The sequence below is a fragment of the Rossellomorea marisflavi genome (genome assembly GCF_022170785.1).
Lineage (GTDB): Bacteria > Bacillota > Bacilli > Bacillales > Bacillaceae_B > Rossellomorea > Rossellomorea marisflavi_B.
This window is the reverse complement of the sequence record NZ_CP081870.1, coordinates 3,797,576-3,824,042: the sequence shown is the minus strand read 5'-3', so window position 1 is coordinate 3,824,042 and position 26,467 is coordinate 3,797,576. Positions and strand designations below refer to the sequence as shown.

22 protein-coding genes are annotated in these 26,467 nt (G+C 47.6%); 10 read left to right on the top strand and 12 right to left on the bottom strand.

The genetic code is table 11. The features are described 5' to 3' along the window. The first annotated feature begins 457 nt into the window (after window positions 1–457). The 5 genes from K6T23_RS19815 (at window position 458) to K6T23_RS19795 (ending at window position 10,746) form a co-directional block, all read left to right on the top strand. Complete coding sequence (locus tag K6T23_RS19815) at window positions 458–1,861, top strand: VWA domain-containing protein (RefSeq protein ID WP_238282952.1); 1,404 nt, start codon at window positions 458–460, stop codon at window positions 1,859–1,861. Between the two features lie 24 nt (window positions 1,862–1,885). Next, a complete protein-coding gene (locus K6T23_RS19810) occupies window positions 1,886–2,356 on the top strand; it encodes an Imm30 family immunity protein (protein WP_238282950.1) in 471 nt (156 codons plus the stop codon). A gap of 661 nt (window positions 2,357–3,017) precedes the next feature. Further along, on the top strand, window positions 3,018–9,248 hold the full coding sequence (locus K6T23_RS19805) for a SpaA isopeptide-forming pilin-related protein (RefSeq protein WP_238282948.1): 6,231 nt from the start codon (window positions 3,018–3,020) through the stop codon (window positions 9,246–9,248). A gap of 23 nt (window positions 9,249–9,271) precedes the next feature. Beyond that, window positions 9,272–9,853, top strand: a complete 582-nt coding sequence (locus tag K6T23_RS19800) for a class D sortase (RefSeq protein ID WP_238282939.1) — start codon at window positions 9,272–9,274, stop codon at window positions 9,851–9,853. A gap of 317 nt (window positions 9,854–10,170) precedes the next feature. After that, window positions 10,171–10,746 (top strand): hypothetical protein, encoded by a 576-nt coding sequence (locus K6T23_RS19795; RefSeq protein ID WP_238282938.1) that lies wholly within the window; start codon window positions 10,171–10,173, stop codon window positions 10,744–10,746. An 85-nt stretch (window positions 10,747–10,831) separates the two neighbouring features. Here K6T23_RS19795 and K6T23_RS19790 read toward each other — a convergent pair whose 3' ends face one another. The 4 genes from K6T23_RS19790 to K6T23_RS19775 form a co-directional block, all read right to left on the bottom strand. After that, window positions 10,832–11,578, bottom strand: coding sequence for an SDR family oxidoreductase (locus K6T23_RS19790; RefSeq protein WP_238282936.1), 747 nt, complete (start codon window positions 11,576–11,578; stop codon window positions 10,832–10,834). A gap of 495 nt (window positions 11,579–12,073) precedes the next feature. After that, window positions 12,074–13,564, bottom strand: coding sequence for a CoA transferase (locus tag K6T23_RS19785; RefSeq protein WP_238282934.1), 1,491 nt, complete (start codon window positions 13,562–13,564; stop codon window positions 12,074–12,076). Window positions 13,565–13,580: 16 nt separating this feature from the next. After that, entirely contained in the window at window positions 13,581–14,021 is a 441-nt protein-coding gene (locus K6T23_RS19780; RefSeq protein ID WP_238282932.1) for a MarR family winged helix-turn-helix transcriptional regulator, read from the bottom strand. A gap of 165 nt (window positions 14,022–14,186) precedes the next feature. Beyond that, on the bottom strand, window positions 14,187–14,765 hold the full coding sequence (locus K6T23_RS19775; protein ID WP_238282922.1) for a hypothetical protein: 579 nt from the start codon (window positions 14,763–14,765) through the stop codon (window positions 14,187–14,189). 221 nt (window positions 14,766–14,986) lie between these two features. Between K6T23_RS19775 and K6T23_RS19770 the strand changes: the two genes are divergently transcribed. Next, complete coding sequence (locus K6T23_RS19770; protein ID WP_238282920.1) at window positions 14,987–15,607, top strand: hypothetical protein; 621 nt, start codon at window positions 14,987–14,989, stop codon at window positions 15,605–15,607. Between the two features lie 151 nt (window positions 15,608–15,758). Here K6T23_RS19770 and K6T23_RS19765 read toward each other — a convergent pair whose 3' ends face one another. The 3 genes from K6T23_RS19765 to K6T23_RS19755 all read right to left on the bottom strand — a co-directional run bounded on the left by K6T23_RS19765 (window position 15,759) and on the right by K6T23_RS19755 (window position 17,354). Continuing rightward, window positions 15,759–16,004, bottom strand: coding sequence for a hypothetical protein (locus K6T23_RS19765; RefSeq protein ID WP_056538853.1), 246 nt, complete (start codon window positions 16,002–16,004; stop codon window positions 15,759–15,761). Between the two features lie 215 nt (window positions 16,005–16,219). Beyond that, on the bottom strand, window positions 16,220–16,405 hold the full coding sequence (locus K6T23_RS19760; protein WP_238282911.1) for a hypothetical protein: 186 nt from the start codon (window positions 16,403–16,405) through the stop codon (window positions 16,220–16,222). A gap of 79 nt (window positions 16,406–16,484) precedes the next feature. Further along, entirely contained in the window at window positions 16,485–17,354 is an 870-nt protein-coding gene (locus K6T23_RS19755; RefSeq protein ID WP_238282909.1) for an alpha/beta fold hydrolase, read from the bottom strand. A gap of 187 nt (window positions 17,355–17,541) precedes the next feature. On the opposite strand from K6T23_RS19755, the gene K6T23_RS19750 reads away from it, so the two are divergent. After that, window positions 17,542–18,699, top strand: a complete 1,158-nt coding sequence (locus K6T23_RS19750) for a transglutaminase family protein (RefSeq protein WP_238282907.1) — start codon at window positions 17,542–17,544, stop codon at window positions 18,697–18,699. A 254-nt stretch (window positions 18,700–18,953) separates the two neighbouring features. Next, the gene (locus K6T23_RS19745) at window positions 18,954–19,361 is read left to right on the top strand and encodes a hypothetical protein (protein ID WP_238282905.1); all 408 of its coding nucleotides are present in this window, start codon (window positions 18,954–18,956) and stop codon (window positions 19,359–19,361) included. A gap of 102 nt (window positions 19,362–19,463) precedes the next feature. Here K6T23_RS19745 and K6T23_RS19740 read toward each other — a convergent pair whose 3' ends face one another. From K6T23_RS19740 to K6T23_RS19720, 5 genes are all read right to left on the bottom strand, one after another. Continuing rightward, window positions 19,464–19,781 (bottom strand): AtuA-related protein, encoded by a 318-nt coding sequence (locus K6T23_RS19740; RefSeq protein WP_142129498.1) that lies wholly within the window; start codon window positions 19,779–19,781, stop codon window positions 19,464–19,466. Next, window positions 19,763–21,094: an acyclic terpene utilization AtuA family protein gene (locus tag K6T23_RS19735; RefSeq protein ID WP_238282903.1), complete on the bottom strand. Its 1,332-nt coding sequence runs from the start codon at window positions 21,092–21,094 to the stop codon at window positions 19,763–19,765. Before K6T23_RS19735 ends, K6T23_RS19740 begins: the two co-directional genes overlap by 19 nt. Window positions 21,095–21,111: 17 nt before the next feature. Next, window positions 21,112–22,407 (bottom strand): CitMHS family transporter, encoded by a 1,296-nt coding sequence (locus tag K6T23_RS19730; RefSeq protein ID WP_238282901.1) that lies wholly within the window; start codon window positions 22,405–22,407, stop codon window positions 21,112–21,114. 225 nt (window positions 22,408–22,632) lie between these two features. Beyond that, on the bottom strand, window positions 22,633–23,973 hold the full coding sequence (locus K6T23_RS19725) for a sigma-54 interaction domain-containing protein (protein ID WP_238282899.1): 1,341 nt from the start codon (window positions 23,971–23,973) through the stop codon (window positions 22,633–22,635). 90 nt (window positions 23,974–24,063) lie between these two features. Then, window positions 24,064–24,234: a hypothetical protein gene (locus tag K6T23_RS19720; protein ID WP_162244156.1), complete on the bottom strand. Its 171-nt coding sequence runs from the start codon at window positions 24,232–24,234 to the stop codon at window positions 24,064–24,066. A 221-nt stretch (window positions 24,235–24,455) separates the two neighbouring features. Here K6T23_RS19720 and K6T23_RS19715 point away from each other — a divergent pair, with 221 nt between their 5' ends. Both K6T23_RS19715 and K6T23_RS19710 read left to right on the top strand, forming a co-directional pair. Beyond that, window positions 24,456–25,103, top strand: coding sequence for an SDR family oxidoreductase (locus tag K6T23_RS19715; protein WP_238282880.1), 648 nt, complete (start codon window positions 24,456–24,458; stop codon window positions 25,101–25,103). Between the two features lie 577 nt (window positions 25,104–25,680). Further along, on the top strand, window positions 25,681–26,457 hold the full coding sequence (locus K6T23_RS19710) for an NUDIX domain-containing protein (RefSeq protein ID WP_238282871.1): 777 nt from the start codon (window positions 25,681–25,683) through the stop codon (window positions 26,455–26,457). Window positions 26,458–26,467 lie beyond the last annotated feature (10 nt).

Sequence of the window (26,467 nt, the reverse complement as noted above, 5' to 3'; positions counted from 1 at the left end):
AAGAATATGAACAAATTATGTTATACATAGTTTCAAACCTGCATTTGGTGGTAAATTAGAATTAATTCCAATTTATAGGAATATAGTACTTGTAATTCATTTCTGAGGTATTGTGAGAACTTGGGATTCTTTGATCGAATAGAAGGTATGAAATTGGTTCTCCTCTACCGTAATTCCTCGGGGTGGCCATGTCCTTTTGGAAAAGATTACAGGACATTACACAAAATGCCCAACAAAAAATGAATGCACTTATTCGCACCAAAAGAGGCTTTCAAACGCTACAGTGGACCGGGAACGCCTTAGTAATCGTCTATTTTTTTGGAATTATTTAACGAGTATTCTCAAATGACTCATCACATGGGAAAGGATGTATTGATAAAATCAAATCCATGATTGAATCAATCGGAAAAGGCAGTCGTAGGAAAAGATATATTACATAGGAGGTTGTTTACATTACATGAGACTTTCACTACTATCCGTGCTCTTCTTCCTCTGCATTATTGTGACCGGATGCAGTGACAATGAAGAGACGAAGAAAAATATAGCTCCATCAAAGGATGAACCAAAGCAAGAAGAGAAAAAAGAGGCTCAGGAGTCAGAGTCGGACAGTGGTCCTCAGAAGCAAGATTTTTCAGAGAGCAAAAGCTTTCAAGACCTTCAACAGGTACCGGAAGATCAAGTCGATATTATTAATCAGCTTCCTGGTGTATTTGCCGGGAAAGAAGTGTTCTCTGATGAAATGGTTCCCAAAGTCAGTGAGTATGTGGAGGATGTTCCCTCTCTTCCAGAGAATCCGACGGAGGAGGAGTACAATCAGTATGTTCAATATGTTTTCTCGTTGGCAGCCGATGATTTCCCAGATCCGAATGATCTAGTAAAGAAATGGGAGTTCTCCATGTACGGGAGTCCTGAATTAAAAGATTCAAAATATCAGTTCAAGGATAACTATAATGTTGAAATCATACTGGACTCCAGTGGGAGTATGAATGCACTTGTAGGCGATAAAACCCAAATGGATTTGGCTAAGGAAGCCATAGACGAATTTGTCTCCAACCTGCCCGAGGGTGTAAATATCTCCCTTAGGGTTTACGGACATAAAGGAACGGGCAGTGAAGCAGATAAATCCAAATCATGCTCCGGCATTGAACAAGTTTATGGGTTTGATCAGTATGATAGTGCCGCATTCGACAAGGCGATCAATCAATTCAAACCGAGTGGATGGACCCCCATTGGCGAAAGCCTAAAGCAATCATTCCAATCATTTGAGAAGTACGATGGGAAAACCAATACAAATCTTATCTACTTGGTCAGTGATGGAATTGAAACATGCGATGGAGATCCGGTGAAAGTGGCAAAGGATTTTGCGGATTCAAATGTATCACCAATCATCAATGTCATTGGTTTCAATGTGGACTCCAGTGCCCAAAAGCAATTGAAAGAAGTTGCTGAGAGCTCCAATGGCATTTATTCTACAGTAACAAATAAAGAACAATTGACAGCTGAATTTGATCGTGCGGAAGAAGTAATGAAGCGTTGGGAAAGTTGGAAAAATGATGCCCTAAGGGATGCCGACGCTCAACGAGTTGATAACAGCTTCGACATCTTAGGATTTTCTAACGATTGGAAATTCACACAAAGATCGCAGTATTTAAGAATGGTCAACATTTTGTCAATCCTTCAGGATCAAGAAAAGCTTTCGTCAGAACAGAAAGATGAATTGAGAAATCGAATGAAAGAGCTCAGTGGCTTATATGAAGAATCTATTGAAGAGATCTTGGCAAACTTAGAATCGATGAATAAGAAACAGATAGAAGATTTAAAGAGTGAGATAAAAAAGAAGTACAACAACGAAGTCGATTGAACGCAACAGGTCAGGGGGTTAATAGTGAACGATGAAGAGTTGACTCAAAAATTAATAGATAACAGATTGCTTAAAAATGAAAAAGAGATTACAGCATTCGAACAGGCGATTTCTAGTATCTTGGATTTAAAAGAATTGAATCACATAAGAAGTTTGTGTCAGGGGTTTCACGATGCTACTGAAAATGATGAAGTGATGTTTGGGTTGATTCAGGCAATTGAGTCCTATGATGATTTTTTTGATTCAGAGCAATCTTTAAATGAATTAGCTGGATCAATACCTTATATGTTACCTCATGCAAAAGAATGGGCTAAAACCCTTCATAAAAGAATATTAAATCATGAACCCTCTTTCAAAGAATATAAGAAGGTCATTTCAACCGCTGATGACAGTGTAAAAGAAATGGTTTTGCAAGTTGTGAATGAAATAAAGGAGCGAAATCCTAGAAGATTTGAACCCTCTGTAGACGAATTTGTATTATATGTAAGTAAATAGCTTGCATTTGTAGGAACCTTGATTGGCTTTTGCCTTTCGAGGTTTTTTTGTTATGTAATGATCATAGTTGAATAGTGTACTACCCACCGCTGAATATCAGTGTTTCCCCCTATAACGAGAGAATGAATTGCCTACAGAATCGATGTAAGGATTTCCCTTATATCCCTGCCTCGAAAACTACTTAGTTCCCCATATCAAACTCCCATTTATATTCCAACAAAAATCAATCCACAAACAACATTGACAATACGGATAAACGGATGGTAGCATCTAGTTAATTCTTTATAAAGAACAGAATGAGGTGATTTATGTTCTTTTTATCGTATTTCGTCGGGTGGTTCGTCGGTATTTATTGATTGTTTAGTCGTTTTGATAGCTTTTGTTGAGTCCATTGACTTGTTTTTGAAGGCGTTTGCAAGATGGATGTTGATGATTTTTGGATGGTGGTTTCCTGATGTGCGTACTGATCACTCGCTTGGATCATATTGCCGTGTCTCTCGTCTGCTCTCGGAAATGCGGACAACACGATTACATATTCCTGAAGAACCATGCTCTGATCAAACCTATTTTTCTACTCGTTTGAATGCTCATCCGCTCAGGTGATGTCCACGTTCAGGTCGTTGGCTAGGAAGGCAAATTACAGAAAAAAAGGATGGGGAAGATGAAAAGAAGCTTATCCGTTTCACTGATTGTCATGCTCATACTTCAGACATTGGCTACAGGGATCTTTTCACCGAGAGCACAGGCACAAGGAACAGCAGAGGATCTTTTTCAAACGGTCGAATATGTGACCGATGAGGGAGAAACCGTACAGAACGATGGGTCACAGAACATTACCAGCATGAACGTCCAGTGGACCCTCGAGGGTTCAACGGTTGCAGCCGATCAACCTTATCACAAGGAGATCCCGGAACCTCTTAAGGTGGAAGTGGCCCAGGAAGGGGAGCTTCTTGCCGGTGATGAGGCCATCGGTCGATATACTGCTGATGGGGAAGGGCTAAAGGTGGTCTTCAATGAAGCGGCAGCCGACCATCCTGAAGCGAATGGGAAGATCTCCATTTCCGTTGTGAGTGAGGTAGAGGAAGTGAAACCTCCTGTGGAAGAAGAAACGGAGGCACCTGTGAACGAAGAGGTGAAGGAGCCTGAAGCTGAGGCCCCTGCCGAAGAGGATGCGGTGAAAGAGGAGACGGTCGAGGACGAGACCGCTGAAGCCGATGCACCGGCCAAAGAGGAAGTGAAGGAAGAGGACGAGAAAGAAAAGAAAGAAGAAGTGAAGAAAAGCGCGGCCGTGGATGGAATCATCACAGAAAACATCCTCACCAAAGCAACCCTTTCCTTCGAAGACCGCCAAGGCAATCCACAGGATAAGCCGACCGTCGACTCTCTTGTGTCGGTGAAGTACGAATGGGCCCTGAAGAACGGTCATGGCTATAAGGGTGGGGACATGTTCAAGTTCAACATGCCACCGGAGCTGAAGATCTATGATGAGATCGTCCGTTCCGAAATGCGGTTCAATGATGAGATTGTCGGCTTTTTCTCTGTGAACAAGCAGGGAGAAGCAAACATCGAGTTCACGGACTTCATCGAGCAGTTCTCCAATATCAAAGGAACGCTGGAAGTATGGACCGAGCTTGATAAAGAGACGATCGTGACGGAAGACAAGACGATCGTCATCACGCCCATCGAGGGTCAGGAATCCATTACGATCGAAATCGACTATCCATCAAAAGGCGCTGATGTGAGCAAAAAAGGCGAGCCGAATCGCGCCTATAATGCCGAAACGATCAAATGGACGGTCGATTTTAATAAGAATCTTGGAGATTTGAAGAATGCAAGACTCGAAGATCCGATCCAGGAAGGTCAGGAGCTGAAGGAAGGCTCGATCAAGCTCTATCATCTGGAGACGAAGCTGAACGGGGAAACAACCCTGGGATCAGAAGTATCACCGGGTGACTATACGATCGGGAAGACGTCAAACGGGCAGGATTTCGCCATTGACTTCAATGATGATATCCATCTTGCTTACCGCCTCGTATACGAAACAAATGTGACGGATGAAGATCAAACCGACTTTAAGAATAAGGCGACCTTGTTCTCCGATGGCGGGGAGAAATCGGCAGAAGCCACGGTGAAGGTCCAGAGGGGGCAGCCGCTTCAGAAGCGTGTCGTCGGATATGATGCAGCCAAACAGCTCATCACGTGGGAAGTCCGGTATAACTATAACCAAAAGAACATCGCCCAAAAGGATGCAGTCCTCGAGGATTTCTTCAATGGATCACAGGAATTGCTCAAGGACACCCTGACGGTCAATGAAATCACAATCAATGAGAACGGAAATGAAGCAGGAAGCACCCCGTTCACGAACTACGACGTCGTGGACAAATCCGATGGGAACCGCAATGGGTTCACCCTTCAATTCAACCAGGATATCGACGCAGCCTACAAGATCACCTATCAAACGAAATCCATCGACCGCGTCTATGAAAATGAAAACATCGTCAATGAAGTGACGACGGGTGAAATCAGGAAGGATGCAGGCCAGACGATCGGCCAGCAGATCCTATTCAAGCACCACGGCTCACCGAATTACAAAGACAAAACGATCCCATGGACGATCAACTTCAACCTGGATGAGCAACTCATGAAGAATGTCGTCCTCAAGGATGATTTCACGAATAAAGGTCTCACGTTCAAACGGGATACATTGAAGATAGAGACGAAAGGAAAAACCCTCGTCGAAGGGACGGACTATACCCTCGAAGAAGTGGAGGATGGCTTCGAAATCGTCTTCCTGAAGGATATCAGTACCGCACACCGCATCACCTATACGACCGCATTCGATTACGAGAAGAGAGCGGATATAGGGAAAAAGTTTCTGGAGAACAAAGCCGAACTCTTCTGGAAGGATGAGCAGGGGAAAGACCGGACATTGGAGGCCATCTCCCGGTTCACCCCGGATTCCTATACCCAGTTCAACGGCTTCAAGAACGGGTCCTATAATGCCGTCGATAAGCTCCTGACTTGGAATGTCGGCGTGAACTATAACCTGAAGCAGCTCGATCAGCTCCGCGTGGTCGATTACATGCAGGGAAATCAGAAGCTCGTGGAGGATTCCATCGCAGTGTACCGGATGGATCTCACGGGTGGAGGCAACGGCACGAGGGACGGTGAACGGGTACCCGCGAGCGAATATACCGTCAAGATGATCGATAACGACAAGGGGGAGCAAGGCTTCGAGATCATCTTCAAAAACCCGGTCGACTCTCCCTACAAGATCACTTACAAGACCAGTGTGAAGGATGTAAGCCTCGTCCAGGCATCCTACAAGAATACGGCCACGGTCTACAATGGAGAGAAGAAGGAAACGGATCTCAATGCCTCCGTTTCGATTCCGAACGGAGACACCTATACGGCCAAGTCCGGGAAACAGAACGGCAAGATCATCGACTGGAAGATCAACATCAACTTCGGTCAATCCACCGTTCAAAAAGCAAGGATCCTTGATACACCGAGTCCGAATCAGATGCTGATCAAGGATTCCTTCAAGCTCTACTCCACCACCGTGGAAGCGAACGGGAACGTCAAGAAGAAGGATGAACTGACGGAAGGAAAGGATTACGTCCTGACGCTCAAGGAGGACCCGGATTCCTTCACGATCGACTTCAAGGAAGACGTATCCACCCCTTACATCCTCGAGTATCAATCACTCATCCTGGAGAAGGTCGGTGGGAAAGTCAGCAACACCGTCGACTTCAAAGGTGAAAATGCCAGGGAAGATGTGAAGAAAGGCGAAGCATCGATCATCGTGCAGAGGACCGGAGGAAAAGGTGACGGAAGCGGGGAAGTCGGTGGCCTTAAGGTGAAGAAGGTCGACAAAGAGACTGGGGATGTGTTGAAAGGCGCGACCTTCTCCCTTAAAGATCCGGTTAGCGGCGTCACCATTGCCACTGCCACCTCGGATAAAGACGGGATCGCCACATTCAACCGACTGCTCTATGGCGACTATACCCTCATGGAAGAATCAGCTCCAGACGGTTATCTGAAGGGCTTTGAGTCCAAGGAGGTGACCATTGATCAGCCGTATGATCCAAAGGATGATGCCAAGCCGGGGAATACCATCACCGTAGATAATACCAAGATCAAGCAGCAGGTGGAATTGACCAAGATCGATGAAGAAACGAAGTCCGTCCTCCCAGGCGCTATCTTCGATCTGAAGAACAGCAAAGGGGAAGTGGTCAGGTCCGACCTGAAAACGGATGAATCCGGTAAGATCGTTGTCAAGGACCTTGAACCGGATACCTACACATTCGTTGAGAAACAGGCGCCTGACGGATACAAAGGATCAGGTAAGGAATATGAAGTCACCATCAAGAAAGACCAAACCGAATCCACCACCATCACCGTGACCAATGAAATCATCAGAGGCGGCGTCGAGCTGACGAAGGTGAGTGAAGATGGGACCACACTCAAGGATGCCGTCTTTAAGCTTGTCGGGGTGGACGTGGATGAGCGCAGAGACAATCTGACAACCGATGAGGATGGAAAGCTGGTCATCACTGACCTTAGACCAGGAAGCTATGAACTGATTGAGACACAAGCACCAAAGGGGCATGATCTGAAAAGTGAGCCGCTCACATTCGAAATCGTCAAAGGCCAAACGGAGCACCTGAAGCTGACGTTTGAAAATGACCAGACGACGGGATCTGTCCGTATCCTCAAAGTAGGAGAAGAAGGGAAGAAACTTGAGGACGTCACCTTCGACCTTCAAAAAGAAAATGGAGAAGAGCTTCGTAAAGGGCTCACCACGGATGCAAACGGCATCCTCCTCGTGGAAAATCTGAAGCCGGGGAATTACAAGCTCGTGGAGAAGCAAACACTGGATGGGTATCTCGTGGGCCAAGATCCCGTGCATCCTTTCACCATCAAGGTTGGACAGGAAAAAACGCTTGAAATCACCATCATCAATAAACTGAAACGCGGAGCCGTGGAACTCACCAAACTGGGTGAGGACAAAGAAAAGCTCGCGGATGCCGTCTTCAAGCTCATTGATGCCGATGGTGAGGAAGTGAAGACCGACCTGAAGACCGATGAGTCCGGTACCATCACCGTGACCGACCTGCTACCGGGTACGTATTCCTTCGTGGAAACCGCAGCGCCTAAGGGGCATGTACTCGACGAAACACCTCTGACCTTTGCGATCCCATTCGATCCGAAGGAACCGTTGAAGATCACCAAGGAAAATGAGCGTTCCACAAGCTCCGTGGTCCTGGAGAAAATGGGAGAGGACGACAAGCTGCTTGAGGGTGTCACCTTCGACCTTGTCCGCGAGAACGGTGAACCGGTCCAAGGCGGAACAGGATTGAAGACCAACGCCGAAGGAAAGATTCAATTCGATGGCCTGAAACCAGGAAAGTATCAGTTCATCGAGACGGCAAGCATCGATGGCTATGTTCTCGGAACCGGCCCGTTATCATTCGAGATCAAGCTTGGACAGGAAACGGCAACCAAAGTGAAAGTCATCAATGAGCTGAAGACCGGCTCGGTCCAGCTGCAAAAAGTTGGGGAAGAGAAAGAAGCACTGGAAGGAGCGGAATTCACACTCCGAAATAAAGAAACAGGCGAAGAATGGAAGGGATTGACCACGGATGCAGACGGCATCATCACCGTCGACAACCTGAAGCCTGGTCACTACCAATTTATCGAAACCAAAGCTCCGTTCGGCCACGTACTTGATGAGACACCGGTGAACGTGGAAGTGGTCTTCGACCCGGATCAAGAACTCCCTGCCACGGTCACCATGGAAAACGAACGTGCCACGGGATCCGTCATCCTGACGAAAAAAGGGGAAGAGGGCAACACCCTTGAAGGCGTGAAGTTCGATCTGTGGAGAACCGATGGATCTTTGATTGCAGAGAACCTGACCACCGATGAGAATGGCGTACTCAAAGTCGATGACCTGAAGCCGGGCAGCTATCAGTTCGTGGAAACGGAAACGCTCGCGGGCTATGACCTCCCATCTGAGCCGATCCCATTTGAGATCGAGCTTGGCCAAGAGACCGCATTGAACGTGGAGGTCATCAATGACCTGACAACAGGCTCGGTCCTCTTGACGAAAATCGATGAGGAAGGATACCTCCTGGAGGGCGCCCTTTTCGAACTAACTGATGGGGAAGGGAACGTCTTGGCAACGGATCTCGAGACAGATGAAGACGGTGAACTCTTCATCGACGGGCTGAAGCCCGGCAACTACCAGCTGATCGAGACACAGGCACCGTACGGATATGAGCTCGATGACGAACCGATTCCATTCGAAATCGTGAAGGGTCAGCAAGAAACCCTCGAGATCGTCTTCGAAAATCTCATGATCCTTGGAAACCTGAAAATCCTGAAAGTAGACAGTCAAACTGATCGCAAGCTGCAAGGAGCGGAGTTCGACATACTCGATGAAAACGGAGAAATCCTGTTGTCCGTCGCCACGGATGAAGAGGGAGAAGCCTATATAGAAGGACTGGTGCCAGGCACCTATAGCCTCGTGGAAACCAAAGCACCGGACGGCTATGTCGCATCAAATGAGCCGATTCCATTCACAGTGGAAGTAGGGCAAGAAGGCGTGATCACCATCGTGGTCAAAAACGATGCCAAAGAAAAACCGCCAGAAGAACCGGAAAAACCGACTACTCCATCAGAACCGACAACACCGACCAAGCCATCCGGCCCATCCGAACCTGCAAGCGGAACGCCGATGGACTCAACCCCATCCGGCACACCGAAAAACACCCTGCCGTACACCGGTGAAGAGTGGATGCGCTACCTCATGTACGCAGGTCTCCTGTTCATCTCGGCAGGAACGATTGTCATCACGGCCAGAAGGAAACGTGGAATCGAAGAGTGATCTGACTAGTGGAGGATGAGCCCATGAAGAAAAAAACAAAGGCAGGACTGTCCCTTGTACTGATCGGACTCATCCTGCTCTCCATCCCATTCGTGTATGAATGGCAGAAGGACAAAGAAGCAGCCGCCCTGGAAGAGGCCCTTTCCCTTATCGAACGGGCAGAAGGAGAACCGGTCGACCTCTCAAGCGTTAAGAATTTAAAGGTGTCAGAGGATCAGCTGAAGGATGTCCTGGAACTCGAGATCCCGGCCATCGACCTGAAGGAAAAGGTCCTGCCCGAACCGACCCAGGAAAACCTCAGCATCGCCCTAACCCAGATCAAATCGGACCAAACCCCCGGCAAAGGCAACTTCACCATCGCCGGGCACAGGGGGTACAGGGGAGACCGCCACTTCCGCCAGCTTCCTGAAGTCGAAGCCGGCGAAAAGGTCCTCCTCCACCAGGGCAGCACCACTTACGAATACATCATCGACAGCACCACCATCATCGATCCCACCGACACCCACGTCCTGGACGATCAACCAAACAAAAACCAAATCACCCTCGTCACCTGCACCCTCGATGGCACCCAACGGATTATTTTGACGGGTACTTTGGTAGGGTGATGAGGAAAGGTCAAAAATCTAGGCTCCCTAAATGATGGGAGCCTTTCTTGTGAGGAAATATTGGAATCCTATGAAGGGGGGACATTTGTCCTATTCGGTAGATTGGGGAAATGAGGGGATTGTTGGGGTCTGCAGTTTTCCCCATCCTGCAGTAGAATTCGAGTATCTTAATCTTCCATATACAGGATAAGTGTTGACGATTGTCGAACCGGATGATAAAGATAGAGATAGAAAATAAAGTAAATAATGGTGCCTTGCTGTTCATGAACAAACAGGAAGTTGATCCACAACCAGCCTTCCGAAATGAGGTCTTACATATGGATAACAAACATGTTCCTTTCAAACAAAGCCGAATATTTGTTACGCCCATTCTACTGTTCATCACCGGGACCATTACGGCCTTCCTGCCGGATGTGAACTGGTGGTTCCTGGCCATCAATCTTTCTTTATGCGTTGCTTCCGGTGTGGCTTATTATTTTCTGTGGAGACGGTTTAACAAGCAGAGCAAACGGTATTTTTCATTGATGTCCTACATCATGTTAGTGGTGATGGGCATTCACACAGCCCTTCCTTTCTTAAGGGCGGTATATGGAACCGTCGCCTTTGTACTGGGGATCATCATTGTGCTCCTGATGATTGCTCTTCCCCATATTCATTTGGAAAAGATTGCGTTTGGTGTTCTAAACCACTCTAAGTCCAGGGGAGGAAAACTGGTTTTCCTCTTTATCGGTGCCATCTTCCTATTGGCTCCGTTCGTTTTCTTTTCCACCAGGACCTTAAGTGAGAAAGCGATGGTTCCCGTACTGACCTTCATGCTGCTGATCGGGTTATTTTTTCTGTTAATAGCACCAATCATGTTGGTGAAGCCGGATCGGGTTGAAGAGATGAAGTAGCGGTTTGCCATTTTCACTACAAAAAAAGCGTACCAAAGAATGATTGTCATTCTTCGGTACGCTTTTATCTATCGGAGTCTGATTCTTACCACTCTTGATGCACAGGGCGGATGATCATTTCATTAACCGCTACACCAGAAGGTTCTTCGACAGCAAACGTAATGGCACGCGCAATGCTTTCGACTTCGATGGCTCCTTTGTAGAACTCATCGATTCCTCCTTTAAGGTCTGTATCGGTGATGGTTTCTTTCAGATCGGTTGCAATCGCCCCCGGAGAAATATTGGTTGCGCGGATGTTGCTACCGCCAGCTGATTCTTCAAGACGAAGGCCTTCTGTGATGGCTTTGACCGCGAATTTTGTAGCGCTATATACGGCACTTCCTGCTCCTACTGCGTGACCAGCGACGGAAGACAGGTTGATGACATGTCCATCTTTTTGTTCCCTCATGACCGGCAGTACAGCTGAGATTCCGTACAGTACCCCTTTAATGTTTACGTCGATCATCGTGTTCCACTCATCTACTTTTTGGTTGCGTAGAAGGGATAGCGGCATGAGGCCGGCGTTATTGACAAGAACATCGATGCGTCCGAAAGCATCGACCGCTTCTTTAGCCAAGTCTTGCATTTGCTCGTGAGATGTAACGTCCACTACTTTGTAGATCGCTTCTCCACCATTTGCTTTGATTTCTTCCTGGAGTTCCTTCAGACGGTCCTCACGTCGTGCTGCCAATACCAGCTTGGCTCCTTTTGATGAAAGCTCCTTGGCAGTGGCTTTACCGATTCCGCTTGAAGCCCCCGTGATGATGACAACTTTACCTTTTGCATTAGACATACTAGATCCATCCTTTCGAAGTTGAATTTTTACCTCCAGTGACGTGATTTCACTGTCTTAACGGTACGAGAAATATGTTACCCGTTAAAGCGCACTTTAACGCAAGGGATAAGGATTATTTTTGTTCTGGAATCCGGAAAATGGTGAGGAAACCTTTATGTAGAGGCTTTTGTCGGCAAGACAATGGGGTGAGGAGTTTTCCTTTTATATCAAAGGCTGCGAGTATTTTCTTCTTTTTCGAACTCTCGGGCTTCATGTGCACTTTAAGTATTTGAAGGGGAATAAAAGATAGAAGATGGATGAATTTTGGATTTTCAGATGATTCATGGGTACCTTGTTCATAGGATATACCAATATTGAATAGCTGACCGATAGCTACCAAGGTGTGGGGATTTCATCTGAAAAAGCTATCTTCCTTCTTACCAGGAGAGATAGCTTTTGTTTGTCATGTAAGATGAAATCTGATCTTTAGCGTGAGACGGCAACCTGTTCTTTTTATTTTGAGTACCATTCCAATTGACCTGAACCTCTTGGAACGAGTACATGTCGGTAACTTCCAGGTGTTTTCGACATGTGCACCTGATCCGTTACACCTTGGTATTTTCCCAATGGTGTGTCTGCGAAAAATAAATCTGGGGCTAGGTTTTGGTGGTTTTCCGATGAACCTGCGATGTTATGAGCATATTGTTTTTCAAATATCCCTAGAGATAAAAGCCATAAAGAAGCTCTCGATAGAGAAACATGTACCCGGTAACTTCCGCCTTCTGTTGCACGTCTGGCCAGTGCAGCCATTACGCCCGTAGCAGCTAACCATGAAACGATGTAGTCATTTACAACAAAGATAGAAGGGATTTGAGGATCGTCTTTTGTTCCTTCGAACGTCATCATACCAGTCACGGCACCAGCCACCTGATCAAATCCTGGTCTGTCTGCCCATGGACCTGTTTGGCCGTGCGCAGAAATGCTACAGTGGATGATTCCTGGACGGATTTCGGCACATTCTTGCGGGGTTAATCCTGTCTCTTCCAATAGAGCTAACCGGCGATTGGCATAAAATACATCTGCCTCTTTTAATCGTTCTTTTAGTTTCTTATTTCCCTCTTCGCTTTTGTAGTCTAATCGAGCAGATCGAAGCCCAACATTGGCGGTAGCATAGATGGAATCATGTTCGAATTCATTTGGCCGCCATACGTTTAGACAATCAGCACCATGAAGCGCCAATGCTCGAGCCATACCTGACCCAGCAATAACGTGACCCAGCCCCAGTGCTCTTACCCCTTCCAATGGAGAAGTAGCATTGGGATGAAGTGGTTCTGGATCACTTTCACCGATTTTCTCGATTTCGATTAAGGGCTTGTTCACTAGTTCTTCAAATGCCTCTTCCTGCATGAATTCTTCTAGTGTACGAACCATTCCCATGACAATGCCTTTATCTGCTCCTGCTTTTTCCAAATCAGCGCCATCCCATTTGGCGATCGCTTTGGCAATGGACTCAGGAGCATCTGTAGCATCTAAAAGCTCTAGCATCGCACTTCGAAGCTTAGGGTAGATATTGGCGGGGATGACAGACCGTCCGTCTTTTGTTTTGAAAAATGAAATCAATTTGAGCAGATTAGGATCTGGTGTATCTGATTTATACCCATTAACCGTCTCCCATTTCCCCTCGTAACTAGGGGATAAACGACGAACTGATTTGCGCAGGTCTATGTGAATATCTTGGCCATCTCCTCCACGCATTCTCCATAGTTTAGCAGCAGCTACCGATTTAGCGACCAGTGCCAGACTAGAACCAGCCCCCAAACGAATGGTACTGGGCACGATAGGATCGGCACCTTTAAATGTAATGGAGCCTCCACTATCTTCGGGTGATAAGCCGATTTCTTGGAGCAGCTCACGTAGTTGGTCATGCAAATTAAACTCTTCAGATGTTGCCGGTTGCTCAGTCACGACGCTGGTCAGTTTGTTTTTGAGTGTGTTTTTTGACATATAAATGTGCACTCCTTTATCCTTTTTGCTGATTTTCGATGGCTTTTTCTTCTATCTTTTCGATGATGTCGATTAAAGACAAGGTTTCCTCCATTGTTAAGTCGCTGAGATAGTGCTCACTCAACTTTATTCGTTCCTGTTCAATCATTTGAAAGGTTTCTATTCCGGTATCTGTTAAACGTACCTCGATAATACGTCGATTAGAGGGATTCCGAACGCGGCTAATCAGCCTGTTTTTTTCCATTCTTAGTAGAATGTCTGAAACGGTACTTGGAGCTACGCCCAGCACTTCTGCCAATTTCAGGGTCGTACACGTTCCAACGCCTGTTAAATAAAACAGTATATGATATTGAGCGCGCGGCAACATGTTGGTCAATTTGGATTGTACATCCCATTGGATGGTATAAATACTTTTCCTCAATTTATTAAGTTGTTCAGAAGAAATACGTTCTTCCATGTCTGCACCTCACCTTGGATAACGGAAGATATTTCGTGTGACCGAAGTATTTTTGAGTTTACGCCTATCTCCTTTATTTATCAAGTAAGTAGACGTTCTAATGATAAGGTGGTTCAGTATGGATGGCTGATATAAAAAAGAGACCTCCTCTATATTGGGAGGTCTTCATTCATTCTTTTGTCTGACAGGCAGTGGGGCGGACTGCCCGATCAGGGTGGGTACGGTGATTTCTTTTTCCTCCTCTGAGGGGGTGGGGAGAGCACTGATCCGCATGTTGATGGCTTCCTCGATGGTGTCGGCCTGCTCAAGATACAAAAAGTCCTTCAGGACGGTGATTTCGTCCGAGTACTGCAACTCGGGCGGGAGGGGGACCAAGTCGGCAGCCTGTGAAAAATGGGTGTTGATGGTTTCCTGCGCCGACAGGACGGCTGCTTCATTGGCCCTTGAGATCTTCAGGCCGTTATAGATCGTCGGGATGATGACGATGGTGAAGGTGATGAACGGATATGAGCTGAGGGCGATGTCCATTGTATGGAAGAATCTCGCATGAAGGGAGGTCCAGAGCATATCCAGCATAGGCAATAAAACGAAATAGAACAGTGACAGAATGCCGATTGTCCACAGTAACAAGAACAGAATTCCGGTCATGCGCCGCCTCTTTACAATGATCGCCTCGCAGTGCTCGACTTCTTTCAGGAGGTACTCGACTTCCTCCAGCCTTTCCAGTGCTTCTTCCCGGTTCATGAAAATCCCCTCCTTTAAAAACGAACAGAGTAATTAGTATCCTTTCCCCGGTCCTTATATAGATGAAACCTTCCCTTCCATCTTTTTGAAGGGTATTTTGGGATATATAGGGTGAAGTGAAACGCTGAAACCATCCCAAAGTCCCTATTTACAAACCTATCCAGAATCTCTAGAATGGTCAATGTGTGTAAAATGCAACCAAAAATAGGGAGTGAAGGAAGATGAAGAAATTGGCGGTGGGCATGCTTGTTCTCGCTCTATTGCTGGCGGGATGCTCGTCATCTGACAGCAGCGGGAAAGCAGATACAAAGAAAGATGAAAAGGAAGAAAAAGTAGTGAAAAAGGGTCTTTTGAACGTGGAGATTACATTACCGGCTGAGTTCACCGAAGGGCAAGATGTCGATGATATGATAAAACAGGCGAAGGAAGAAGGCGTGAAGGAAGTCAAAAAGAACGATGATGGCTCCCTGACGTACGTGATGTCCAAAGCCGATCATAAAAAGATGATGAAAGAAATGGCAAAGGGTATGGAAGAGTCGATTGATGAAGCTAAGAACGGTTTCGAGTCGATCGAGGATATCACTTACAATAAGGACTTCACTGAATTCACCATGGTCGTAACGGATGAGGAATCCTACAAAAACAGCATGGATGCATTTGCCTCCATCACAGTAGGAATGACTGGGATGATGTATCAGGTATTCGACGGGAAGGACCGTGACAAAATCAAGATCAAAGTGGCCGTCGAGGATAAATCGACAGGCAAGCAGTTTGATGAAATCATTTATCCGGATGCGATGGATGATTTAAAAGAAGAAGCTGAAACGGGTACGGAGGAATAATCATAGTAGTACCTAAACACTACCCTGTAGAAAGGACTTGAAAAGTCTCCCTACAGGGTATTTTTGTTTGATAGCGATCCCGACGTTTTCAAATTAGGAGAAAATCCAGAAAAAAAGCCACCGCACAGAGCGCGGTGACCGTTTGGTATTCCTAATGCCCAAACACCCGTGTGTTGTAATTACTCGCTGCAACGGCTCCCCAGATCATGCACACGATATGTGTGAAGAAGAGGCCGATTCCGAAGGTCAGGAATCCGACCACGAATTCGATGGCAATCATGATGAGGGCACCTGCTACGGTGGAGTAGAGCATTCCCAAGGATCCGAAGAAGAAGGTGAGGACGAGGGATAGGCCGACGCTTTTACGCGGGACGGCAACGACTGTGCGTTCACTCATACGAGATGGCTCCTTTCTTGGTACAGACAGATTTTTATAGATATGTATAATGGCATGATATAAAATACCTATCTATTATCTAACCGCATTCTGGGTATTTTTTCAAGGGGTGTGACAAAAAAAGGTTCAGTCGGGTGCAACAGGGACTCCCTATGCTTATTGAAGCAGGTACGGGAATAAAATAAAACGGCGGTGCAGGCACCGCCGTTTCGTGTTTATAGTTTGATCTTGGGAGCAAGGGGCTGAAGGGAACATCCGGTCGTGACGCCTAGGGCGACGCCCATGACGATCCGTAGGACCATATCATCGAATATGGGGGCAAATACAACAAGGCCGATGGTCATACCGATGACCATGCCGGCTACGTAGAGCAGGACTTGGTTCAGTCTTTGTTTATCCAAGGGGTGGCTCCTTCCCGTCGTTTGAATCATACGTCAATTGTAACGTATTTTCCAAATTGGTGACAACAGCCCTTTGGATTCAGTCCTTCTTCAAGAACGCCCTCATATACGCATTCACTTCTTCAGGCTTCTCGTGCTGCGGCGCATGTCCGACGCCTTCGAAGCGGTGGATGGTCAGGTCACTCACATAGTCTTCGATCCCATCAAGATTGCTATTTTCAAAGGCGGAATCGGCGTCTCCCCAAAGGATGAGCGTCGGTGCATTGAACATGTCATGCTTCAGCTCAAGGGGCTTTTGCACATGGTCTTCGAATGGGAAGAAGGAGATGGCACGGTAGTAATGAAGCATGGATTTCATGGCATCCGGCTGTGTCCAGGCGTCAACGTATTTGTCTTCGTCGGCTTCGCTTAGATAGCCTTTTTTCTTCCCAGGCTCCGTCATCATCTTCCGGAGGCGCTCGGCGTCATTGGCTAGCAGGATGTCATGGGAATCATCTTGTTGGAAGAAGCCCATGTAGCTACTTGCGTCACGCTGTGCCGGATTATTGGCAAGCTCCCTGCGGAACGTGTACGGATGGGGCGCATCGAACATGATCAGGTTCTTCACGTATTCCGGGTGCGTGTAGGCGAACGTCCAGGCAATCGCGCCTCCCCAGTCATGGGTGACAAGGGTACAGTCTTTCTCTCCGAACGCCTCGATCAGCTGTTTCACATCTTCGACGAGTGTGGACATGGTATACGAATCGATGCCCTCGGGTTTATCTGACAGATTGTATCCGCGCATATCCACCGCCACGACGCGGTAGTCCTTCGAGAACTCCTCAAGCTGATGATGCCAGTTGTACCAGAAGTAGGGGAACCCGTGGAGGAACAGCATAAGCTCTCCTTCGCCTTCTGTTACATAGTGCAGATTGACATCATTTACGTTTATAAATCCTTCTTTCAACATTTCGATCATCCTCTCAAACGTTTTAGCAGAGAGAAAGGTTACGCTTCTTCCATGCGGATATCAACCAACTCGCATTACAGTTTACCGAATCGGTAGGGAAGTCCTGTAGAACTTGAAAGAGTTGGGAGGAGAATGGGAAGAAATCTGGAATGGTAACGTATAAGGATGTAAAAGGACTGGTGAACAGATGAAGACTTTCAAGGTTTCTTATTCGTATAAGAATTCAGTGTGCCCGTCACTCTCCCTTTGGATGGTGATTCCTTCCGGTGCGAAGGCGACAAGGGCGCAACCGGAGCAGGTGACTCTTCTTCCAACCGGTGAAGAGCTTGGTTATTTTGTTCTTGAAGAAGGGACAGAACTGGAAGTCACCTTTGAGCAGGGAGAATACACGCCGGATCAACAGGTGCTCTCTGATGAGGAGCGCCTGTTTTACCTCAGGGATACGACGCTTTCTTCTATAGATGAGGTGAAGGAGAAGACACTGGAGATGACGGGTCATTTGACGGACCCGAAGGAGAAAGCACGGGTGATTTTCATGCATATCGTCAAGGAGTTTCGCTACATATATCCCCCTGCTGAACGAGGTGTGGCATCGTTTCTACAGACAGGAAAGGGCGACTGCGGGGAATTCTCCTTCCTGTTCACGGCCATGTGCCGGGCTGCAGGGATTCCGGCACGCACCATTGTGGGAAGCTGGGCAAACGGAAAAATGAACGCCCATGTGTGGAATGAATGCTACATTGATGGGGAGGGATGGTTCCCCGTCGATACAAGCATGGCGACTATTCAGAAGCGCCAGCCCCTTCGCTTCTTTGGTAGTGATGTCCCCACCCTTTACTGGGATCGTTACTTTGGGAGGACAGAAGGGAGACGCATCGTATTCGCAAAAGATGCAGAACTGCCTTTGATGCCACATTATAAGGACGAGGAAGATCCCGTCCTATTCAACGTCCTGCCCATCAATGGGCAATCGTTTTGCTGGGGACAGCAGTCACTCGACGGAGCGGCGCCGTATCTCCAGCCGGTGTACATAAAATTTGAAGAAAGCGTACCATATCGGGATCTTGGTGTTACGGAGCTCATGGGAACATGGAAGGTGAAGGGGCCAGCCTGGTTGGAAGGAACGGTTTATCTTAAAAGGGCTTCGTTTTTCATCGGGTTAGTTGGAGTGCTCCTGTCCTGGATTATGGGTGAAGCCATCTTTGACCTCTTGTATACCGGATCGTTCATGGTGTACGCCTTGATTTCACTCGTGAGGAAAGAGCGGATGATGGCATTTGGAGTCGTGTTCATTCTCATGACCCTCTCATTTGTGGCAGCATGGGGAAAAGCGGGGTTAGTGTGAAGGGGGTTCTCATTTTTGAATAGGGGCCTTAAGAATTCAACAGAACTATAGCGACAAAAAAATGTTCTAAGAATTTCCTCCTAGGGATTAAGTAGCTACCGACCTGGGTAAAGATATGAGAAACTTACATAATTAGGGATTAATGACCAGGAACTGTATGGCATCATGTCTCGTAAAACAACTAGAAGGAGTAGAAGAATGGGAAAATTAGAGATGAAGTGGAATGGAATAACAAGACGGAGAGGTGAAGGGAAATGAAGAGATTACCAGAGTTTCTGTTGGGATTGATCGGAGGGCTTATCGGGATCTGTATGTCCTTCTTTGGATTAATCGTAGGGTGGGCCTTCTTCGATGAGGGCGACCCCGATGCAGGCATGTTCACCGTTTTCTTGACAATCGGTTTCCTATTGGTGCAAATAGCTGGGCTCGTAGTCGGTTGCCTTGCCAATCGCATGAACAATAAAGTATTTGGTGGAATCATGATCGGTATTGGTGTTCTCTCCTTTCCAGCTTCGATCTTCACCATGTTGATTCCGGCCGGACTGTATATCGCCGCCGGTGCCGTCGCATTCCGTGAAATCAAACCGAAGGAAGATGAAACCACCATTCCGTTTGAAAACGAAAAGAGAGTGGCTTTTGATAAGGAGAATGAAATGATGTAAAGGCCGCCTTATGCGAAAGCTCCACGACGAGGCGAAACCTTCTGTGGAAATCGTCATGCATGTAAAAGGACCTCACCTGTGACGGGTGAGGTCCTTGTTGTTTCAATGGCGCTCAATCTCCATTTCCAAGACGGCGCTGCTGATGCTCTTTCCATGCGTATCAAGAGCGATGGATGTTGTCACACCACCGAGCAGGGCCTGTTCGCATACAAAGTTCAATGCTTTGATAGTAGGTAGTTCGTATCGTGTAATCGATCCTTTCACGATGTGCCGCAGATGTTCAGTAAAACGTTCAACCGTTGCCTCAGCTTTAAGCAAATCGTAATCTTCTTCCCTATAGGGAATGAGGGAGAAGTTCAGCGTATTTCCTTTATCTCCTGTGCGGCTGTGGGCCACTTCGATCAGTTTGATTGTTGCCATGAGGATCCCTCCAATAGCTCAGAATGAGACGTGATCAGGGAGCGGTCCATGAAGGTGGAGACCACCCCGATCACTTCTTCGACCCGCTTGCGTACACCGCCGCCACCGGCTGGACCGTTTGTATAAAGCGCTTCGACTTCATGACCTATCCTGACAGCCTCTTTTCGTGATGGACATAGGGAAGCCACGCGTAGACGGACCTCATATGGACGAAACCCTCCCTGTTCACCATGATGGAGAGAAGTCGAACCAATCAAGTCGATTTTGACTTCGTCATCCATCCCACCCAGCCGTTTCTCGAGGATGTCAGCGGCCAGTTGACCCCGCTCAGTTGCAGTGGACCCTGCATAGGAGATTTCCCCTTCCCCCAGATAGCCCGCATGGTAGCCGAGGGATACCTTTAATGTATCCGGGCGTTTTCGCCCCGTCGCTCCTTGGACTTTAACGGTATCGGGTCCGATTTCTTCAATGGTTGCCGTACTGAAGTCCGCTACACAATCAGGCGTGAGGTAGCTTGTCGGGTCATGCACTTCATATAGAAGTTGCTCCTTCACGGTCATGGCGTTCACCACTCCTCCTGTACCCGGCAATTTTGTCAGGATGGCCGTCCCATCTTCCATGATGGAAGCGATGGGGAAGCCGAGATCATCGAGGCGATCGACGGGTTTATATATTGGATCCGCAAAATATCCTCCCGTCACCTGACCGGCACACTCCAACAAGTGTCCGATCAGGGTCCCCTGGCCGAGGAGCTGGTAATTGGTTTGCTCCCATTGGTAATGATGGATCATAGGGGCAAGGAACAGGGAAGGGTCCGCGACCCTGCCTGTCACAATGATGTCTGCTCCTGATTCCAGGGCTGGAAGGATGGCCTCTGCACCAAGATAAGCGTTCGCGCTTATCAGAGGTGTGTATTCTTCAACAGGCTTTTGAGTTTCATGCACAATGGCATGAGGATTTAGTTTGGACAGAACGTCATCGCCAATGACTGCCGCTACCTTACAATCCAGACCCATTTCCTTTGCTACCTCTTGAATCTTTCTGGCCGCTGCCATAGGATTCGCCGCGCCCATATTGGTAATCAAACGAACGTTATGAGAGAGGAGTGAAGGGAGTAGAAGGCGAATTCTTTCTTCCAAATACTCATTGAATCCAAGATCAGGATTTATCCGTTTTTGTCGTTGTGAAAGGGCGATGGTCCGTTCCGCCAAGCCTTCCAGGATCAGATAGTCGATGTTTCCGTTCTCTACAAGGGCAAGGGCAGGTTCGATCCGATCACCTGCAAAGCCGGTTCCAGCTCCGATTTTTAGCATAATGAACACTCCTTAATTTACGAGAATGAAAGGGCTCCGGTAATGAATGCGGCAATTGTCATCACGATGGTGGATCCGAATGCCCACAGGAAGATGAAACGCTGATGGTCCCCGAGCTCGACGCGGGCCAATCCGATGAGAAGGAATGTTGCTGCCGTAAGGGGGCTCAATGGAAAGCCTGTGGTCATCTGCCCCAAAATAGCGGCCCTGCCGATGACTTCAGGAGCAATCCCGTAGGCGGCTGCTGTCTCACTTAAGACAGGCAACACCCCGAAATAATACGCATCAGGGGTGAAGACCAGGCTCAGTGGCATACTGGTAATGGCAACGAAAAGCGCCATAAAGGAACCGGTGCTTTCTGGTATGACACCTACCATGGCGGTCGCCATCGCTTCGATCATACCCGATCCTGACAGGACGCCGGTGAAGATACCGGCAGCGAAGATGATGGAAACGACAGAGACCATTCCGTTAGCTTGCTCGGTGATGCGGTCCTGCTGATCTTTCGGTTTAGGATAATTGATCAGGAGGGCGACAGCAAAGGCCACCATGAATATGACTGGAAGTGGTAGCCAAATCTTGATCAGGGCAACAATTGTGATGACCGTAATCAATAGGTTGAGCCAGATAAGCTTCGGCCGACGTGTTGTTCGCTCCTCTTCACTCAGTTCAGCGTGGAAGTCGTAGTTGAATTCCTTGATACCAACCCGCTTGCGTTCTCTCTTCCCGATGATATAGCTGACGAACAAGACCCAAATCAGTCCAATTCCCATGGCAGGAAGAAGGGGGTTGAAGATCAACGACACATCGACCCCTAGGGAACTTGCAGCCCGTGCTGTCGGTCCTCCCCAAGGAACCATATTCATGACGCCACAGCTAAGTGCGGTGACCCCTGTAAGGACGAGTCGGCTCATACCAAGTCGATCATAGATCGGCAACAGAGCTGGGATTGTAATGAGGAAGGTTGAGGCCCCTGAACCATCCAGATGGGTGGCCATGGCAATGATGGCTGTCCCCATGACGATCTTGAGTGGATCGCCCTTGACCAGTTTCAGGACGTTTGAGATGAACGGGTCAAACAGTCCAGCCCGGTTCATGATTCCGAAGAAAAGGATGGCGAACGCCAGCATGATGCCGGTTGGAGCCACACCAGAGATTCCTGTGAGAATCATTTCTCCAAGTTCCGAAATGGACGACGTGAACAGGCCGAACACAATGGGAACCAGTATGAGAGCGACGATGACCGATACCCTTTTAGAAAGAATCAAATAAAGAAAGACCGCTATGGTTAAAAAACCGAGTAAAGCCAACATACGTATATTCCTCCTTTTTAAAGCGCTTACAAATATACACGCAACAATCGTGCCAAGACAAAAAGCGCATGAGAATAAGGGGTTCGGATAAGTGGATTCTAAAAGGTTGGAATTACAACGAGGCAAAAGGGGAGAAACCTATTGGGGGAAGTGAATTCTAACATCTTGGAAATGCGTTTCTATGAAACTGGAAAACGCATAAACTGTCTGTTTATGCGCGAGCAGTCAAGTAATATTCAGTTTTGATAATTTGTTATAAAGGGAAGCAAGGGAAATACCAAGCTGTTTGGCGGCGGCTTTCTTTCCGATAACAGAGGTACCGGTTTTGTTTAGTACGCTTACAATCGCTTCTCTCTCTGTGTCTCTTAAAATGTCTTCCAGTAGTCGGTGGCTGTAGATTGGACGGTGACCTGCTGTTGGGCGAATGGTATCTGGAAGGTGCTCCACCGATATGGTGCTTCCTTCACACATACTGATGGCGTAGTGGACGGCATTCTTCAGTTCCCGTATATTCCCTGGCCATTCATACTGGTGAAGCGTGCTCATCGCTTGTGGGTCAATCTGGATACCGCTGTCACCTTGCTCTTTCAGGAGAGATGTCAGGATGGCAGGAATATCGTCCTTGCGCTTCCTGAGTGGTGGGATGGTCAGTTGAATGGTATTCATCCGATAGAACAAGTCTTCCCTGAACTTTTTGTTCGCGACCATACTGGGCAGGTCTTTATTTGTTGCAGCAATGATTCGAACATCGACCTTTTGTTCTTCAAGGCCACCGATCTTACGGAACGTACCATCTTGAAGCACCCGAAGCAGTTTAGATTGAAGGTCAACCGGCATATCGCCAATCTCATCTAAGAACAGCGTTCCCCCATGGGCAAGTTCGAACAGGCCGATTTTTCCATCTTCCTTTGAAGAGGTGAAGGCCCCTTTTTCGTATCCGAACAGTTCACTTTCCAAAAGCGTACTTGGGATGGCTGCGCAGTTCACTGGGACGAAGGGGGACGAGGATCGACTACTGATATGATGGATGGATTGGGCCACAAGTTCTTTTCCCGTCCCGGATTCGCCTGTCAGTAGGATGCTCAGGTTCGTGGCTGCGGCTTTCTTTGCCCGTTCAATCATGTGGAGAAGGTCTGTGTTTTGTCCAACGATGTGCGAGAACGTGTAGGTAGACTGATGTATCCTTCCGAACGCCTGCTTCAACTGTTGGACCCTTTTCCGGCTTCGCTTTAATTCCTCAGAAAGCTGATAGACTTCCGGAATGCTCTTGCACACGGATACTGCCCCGACGACCTCATCATCCTTGATGATCGGAGCCATGTCCACTACATATTCCAAGGATTTTTCTTTGCGAAAGACACCTTCCCTGGCTTGTCCATCTTTTAAAACCTGAGGGAGCTTGGCGCTGGGACGTACCTGTATCAATGGTTTCCCGATGATTTGTTCTCGTCTGACGCCTGTTATCTGTGTATATTCCTCATTGATCAATTGAACGGTTCCATTCCGGTCAATGACTAATATCCCGTCATGGATGGCTTCTATAACGCCTTCTAGCCAGTCCACCATCTGATTCTGAGAAAGCATGGTATCCCCCATTTATTTTCTGATAATTTAAATTATATGGCATGTAAGGGGATTATACCACCGATCATCCGTTTATTTCAGCTTGGCGGTGTCTCGCACTTTAATGGAAACCACTTCCCCGCATCCGGCACAGATCGTGAAGATCTTCTCCGTTCCCACGCTCATCCTTTTATGAAGAGGGCGAAGATTAATGAAATCCGTTGCCTTTATGAATTCGGTGCCGTTGCATTCTTTGCATATCATGAACATCTCCTCCTTATACCAATCATACGGTAACAGGAAGTATTTGGTTTCGTTTTGAAAGAAAGTGGAATCGTTCCTTTTACCTGTTTTTAGTAGGTTGTTAATTTTCAATGTCTTTACAGAGATAGAGGGACGGAGAGAGTCGTGACGTTTGATGGAGAAATAAAAGGGAATAGACAGGATATGAACATATTCAGTTAATTACATTATGGAGGGATATCATGAACGTCTTAGTAATCGGAGCAAACGGACAAGTAGGAACCCAGGTGGTCGAACAGCTGAAGGAGTCGGATCATCAATCCGTTGCCCTTGTGAGAAAAGAAGAGCAAATCAAAGATCTTGAATCAGCAGGTGCTGACAAAGTCGTACTGGGGGATCTTGAAGCAGATTTCTCCCATGCGTTCGATAATGTGGATGCCGTTGTCTTCGCAGCCGGATCAGGCGGAAGCACGGGCGCCGACAAAACAATGCTCATCGACCTGTGGGGTGCCGTCAAAGCAGTGAACTACGCTGAGAAACATGACGTCAAACACTTCGTCTTGCTGAGCGCAACCGACAGTCTGGACCCGGATTCAGAGAGCGACAAGATGAAACCATACGCCGTTGCGAAGCATATGGCAGATGATTACCTGCAAAAATCATCACTTGCCTACACCACGGTTCACCCTGGTCCATTGAAAAACGATGAAGCAACAGGCAAGGTCGATGTGAAGGCTGAGCTAACCGGCGACCCGGGAAGCTATGAGATTCCGCGTGGAGACGTGGCGCGTGTTCTTGTAGGAGCGATCGGGAAAGAAAATTTGAAGAAGAAATCCGTGTTCATTAAGAGCGGCGATCATTCTGTAGAGGATGCGTTGAGCGGGATTTAATTGAATACGAGTTTGATGGAAGCAGGGGATGAATTCCTCTGCTTTTTTTGTTTGGTGTTGAGTGGTGGTTGTAAATGGGATGTTTAGACGTATGGGAGATGTGAATTCAGCTAGAGAGGGGGTTCGCAAATAAGAGTCGGTCTTCGATGATAACGTTCGATCATCGTACGTATCGTATGGTTTGCACAAATAGAGGAAAGCTGGAAAATTGCGTTCGCAAATACATTTTGATTACCCGCAAATAAATTTCAAAAACTCGCAAATAATTTTTTGATTTTCGCAAGTAAATGAAGCTGACAGGGGTTCGGGAATTTCGAAAAGGCTCCAAAATGGCTAATCTCAACCAAATTCAGATGATTTGTGAGGTGGTGAGCGGTTTGGAGGTGGAATTGGACCTGGGAACTCGTGGTAAATGCCCCTCTTTCGCAAATATCTCCACCCTTTCGCTAGCATACAAAAAATGTAGCAAATAGAGTACAAGACTGTGAGCCTCACCAAAAAAACCTTGCCAAATCCTCCCTACTCAGCGTACACTATTATTAATTAACAAATTGCAAATTAAAAAAAGGAGCCTGTCATGAATCACACTACACCCTCACACACCAACCAGCCATCATTCATCACTCCGGACGGATACACGAGTGACATCGCGGTGTTCACCATTGACCTCCACTATCCGGAGGAACATAAGCCGCCGGTTCCGACCCTGAAGATCCTGCTCATCCAAAGGGCCGAGTCTAATCTTGAAGGGGAACCGAATATCGAAGCGGGGAAATGGGCGCTGCCGGGTGGTTTCGTCAGGCCAGAGGAGACGGCGGATGAAGCGGCGATCCGCGAACTGAAGGAAGAGGCGGGAGTCGACCGGATCCATCTGAAGCATTTTGCCGTGTACGATGCGCCGGGGCGTGATCCCCGCGGTTGGATTCTCTCGAATGCATTCTTTGCGATTGTAAAAGCCGGGTACCTGGCTGGCCGGAGGGCCTCAGAAGACGCAGCGGAAGTGGAGCTGTTCACGTGGGAGGAAGCGCTGGAGTTGGATCTTGCGTTTGATCACCGTGACATGTTGAATGATGCCTTCCGGATGATCAAGGGGGAGATGTTACAGACGACGGTGGCGAAAGAGTTTTTGCCTGAAGCATTCACGCTATCAGAGCTGAGGAGCCTTCTTCTTCTCATGACGGATGACCCGGGGATTGCCAATGTGTCGGCATTCAACCGCGATGCACCGAAGTACCCGTTCCTGGAGCCCGTGACGGACAGGGAAGGGAATGTGAAGACCACGACGCGGACAGCGAAGCGGGCGACGCGGTTGTTCCGCTTCAGGGGAGAGGCACCTGCACCATCAATCTATTAATCTTTAGGGG

Coding starts and splice junctions, on each gene's coding strand:
- K6T23_RS19725 (WP_238282899.1), bottom strand. CDS start 23,973: ATGGTGGACTGGCTAGAAGGCGTTATAGAAGCCATCCATGACGGGATA.
- K6T23_RS19805 (WP_238282948.1), top strand. CDS start 3,018: ATGAAAAGAAGCTTATCCGTTTCACTGATTGTCATGCTCATACTTCAG.
- K6T23_RS19715 (WP_238282880.1), top strand. CDS start 24,456: ATGAACGTCTTAGTAATCGGAGCAAACGGACAAGTAGGAACCCAGGTG.
- K6T23_RS19790 (WP_238282936.1), bottom strand. CDS start 11,578: ATGTCTAATGCAAAAGGTAAAGTTGTCATCATCACGGGGGCTTCAAGC.
- K6T23_RS19710 (WP_238282871.1), top strand. CDS start 25,681: ATGAATCACACTACACCCTCACACACCAACCAGCCATCATTCATCACT.
- K6T23_RS19740 (WP_142129498.1), bottom strand. CDS start 19,781: ATGGCAACAATCAAACTGATCGAAGTGGCCCACAGCCGCACAGGAGAT.
- K6T23_RS19795 (WP_238282938.1), top strand. CDS start 10,171: ATGGATAACAAACATGTTCCTTTCAAACAAAGCCGAATATTTGTTACG.
- K6T23_RS19785 (WP_238282934.1), bottom strand. CDS start 13,564: ATGTCAAAAAACACACTCAAAAACAAACTGACCAGCGTCGTGACTGAG.
- K6T23_RS19775 (WP_238282922.1), bottom strand. CDS start 14,765: ATGAACCGGGAAGAAGCACTGGAAAGGCTGGAGGAAGTCGAGTACCTC.
- K6T23_RS19765 (WP_056538853.1), bottom strand. CDS start 16,004: ATGAGTGAACGCACAGTCGTTGCCGTCCCGCGTAAAAGCGTCGGCCTA.
- K6T23_RS19755 (WP_238282909.1), bottom strand. CDS start 17,354: ATGTTGAAAGAAGGATTTATAAACGTAAATGATGTCAATCTGCACTAT.
- K6T23_RS19800 (WP_238282939.1), top strand. CDS start 9,272: ATGAAGAAAAAAACAAAGGCAGGACTGTCCCTTGTACTGATCGGACTC.
- K6T23_RS19780 (WP_238282932.1), bottom strand. CDS start 14,021: ATGGAAGAACGTATTTCTTCTGAACAACTTAATAAATTGAGGAAAAGT.
- K6T23_RS19770 (WP_238282920.1), top strand. CDS start 14,987: ATGAAGAAATTGGCGGTGGGCATGCTTGTTCTCGCTCTATTGCTGGCG.
- K6T23_RS19745 (WP_238282905.1), top strand. CDS start 18,954: ATGAAGAGATTACCAGAGTTTCTGTTGGGATTGATCGGAGGGCTTATC.
- K6T23_RS19750 (WP_238282907.1), top strand. CDS start 17,542: ATGAAGACTTTCAAGGTTTCTTATTCGTATAAGAATTCAGTGTGCCCG.
- K6T23_RS19735 (WP_238282903.1), bottom strand. CDS start 21,094: ATGCTAAAAATCGGAGCTGGAACCGGCTTTGCAGGTGATCGGATCGAA.
- K6T23_RS19815 (WP_238282952.1), top strand. CDS start 458: ATGAGACTTTCACTACTATCCGTGCTCTTCTTCCTCTGCATTATTGTG.
- K6T23_RS19730 (WP_238282901.1), bottom strand. CDS start 22,407: ATGTTGGCTTTACTCGGTTTTTTAACCATAGCGGTCTTTCTTTATTTG.
- K6T23_RS19720 (WP_162244156.1), bottom strand. CDS start 24,234: ATGATATGCAAAGAATGCAACGGCACCGAATTCATAAAGGCAACGGAT.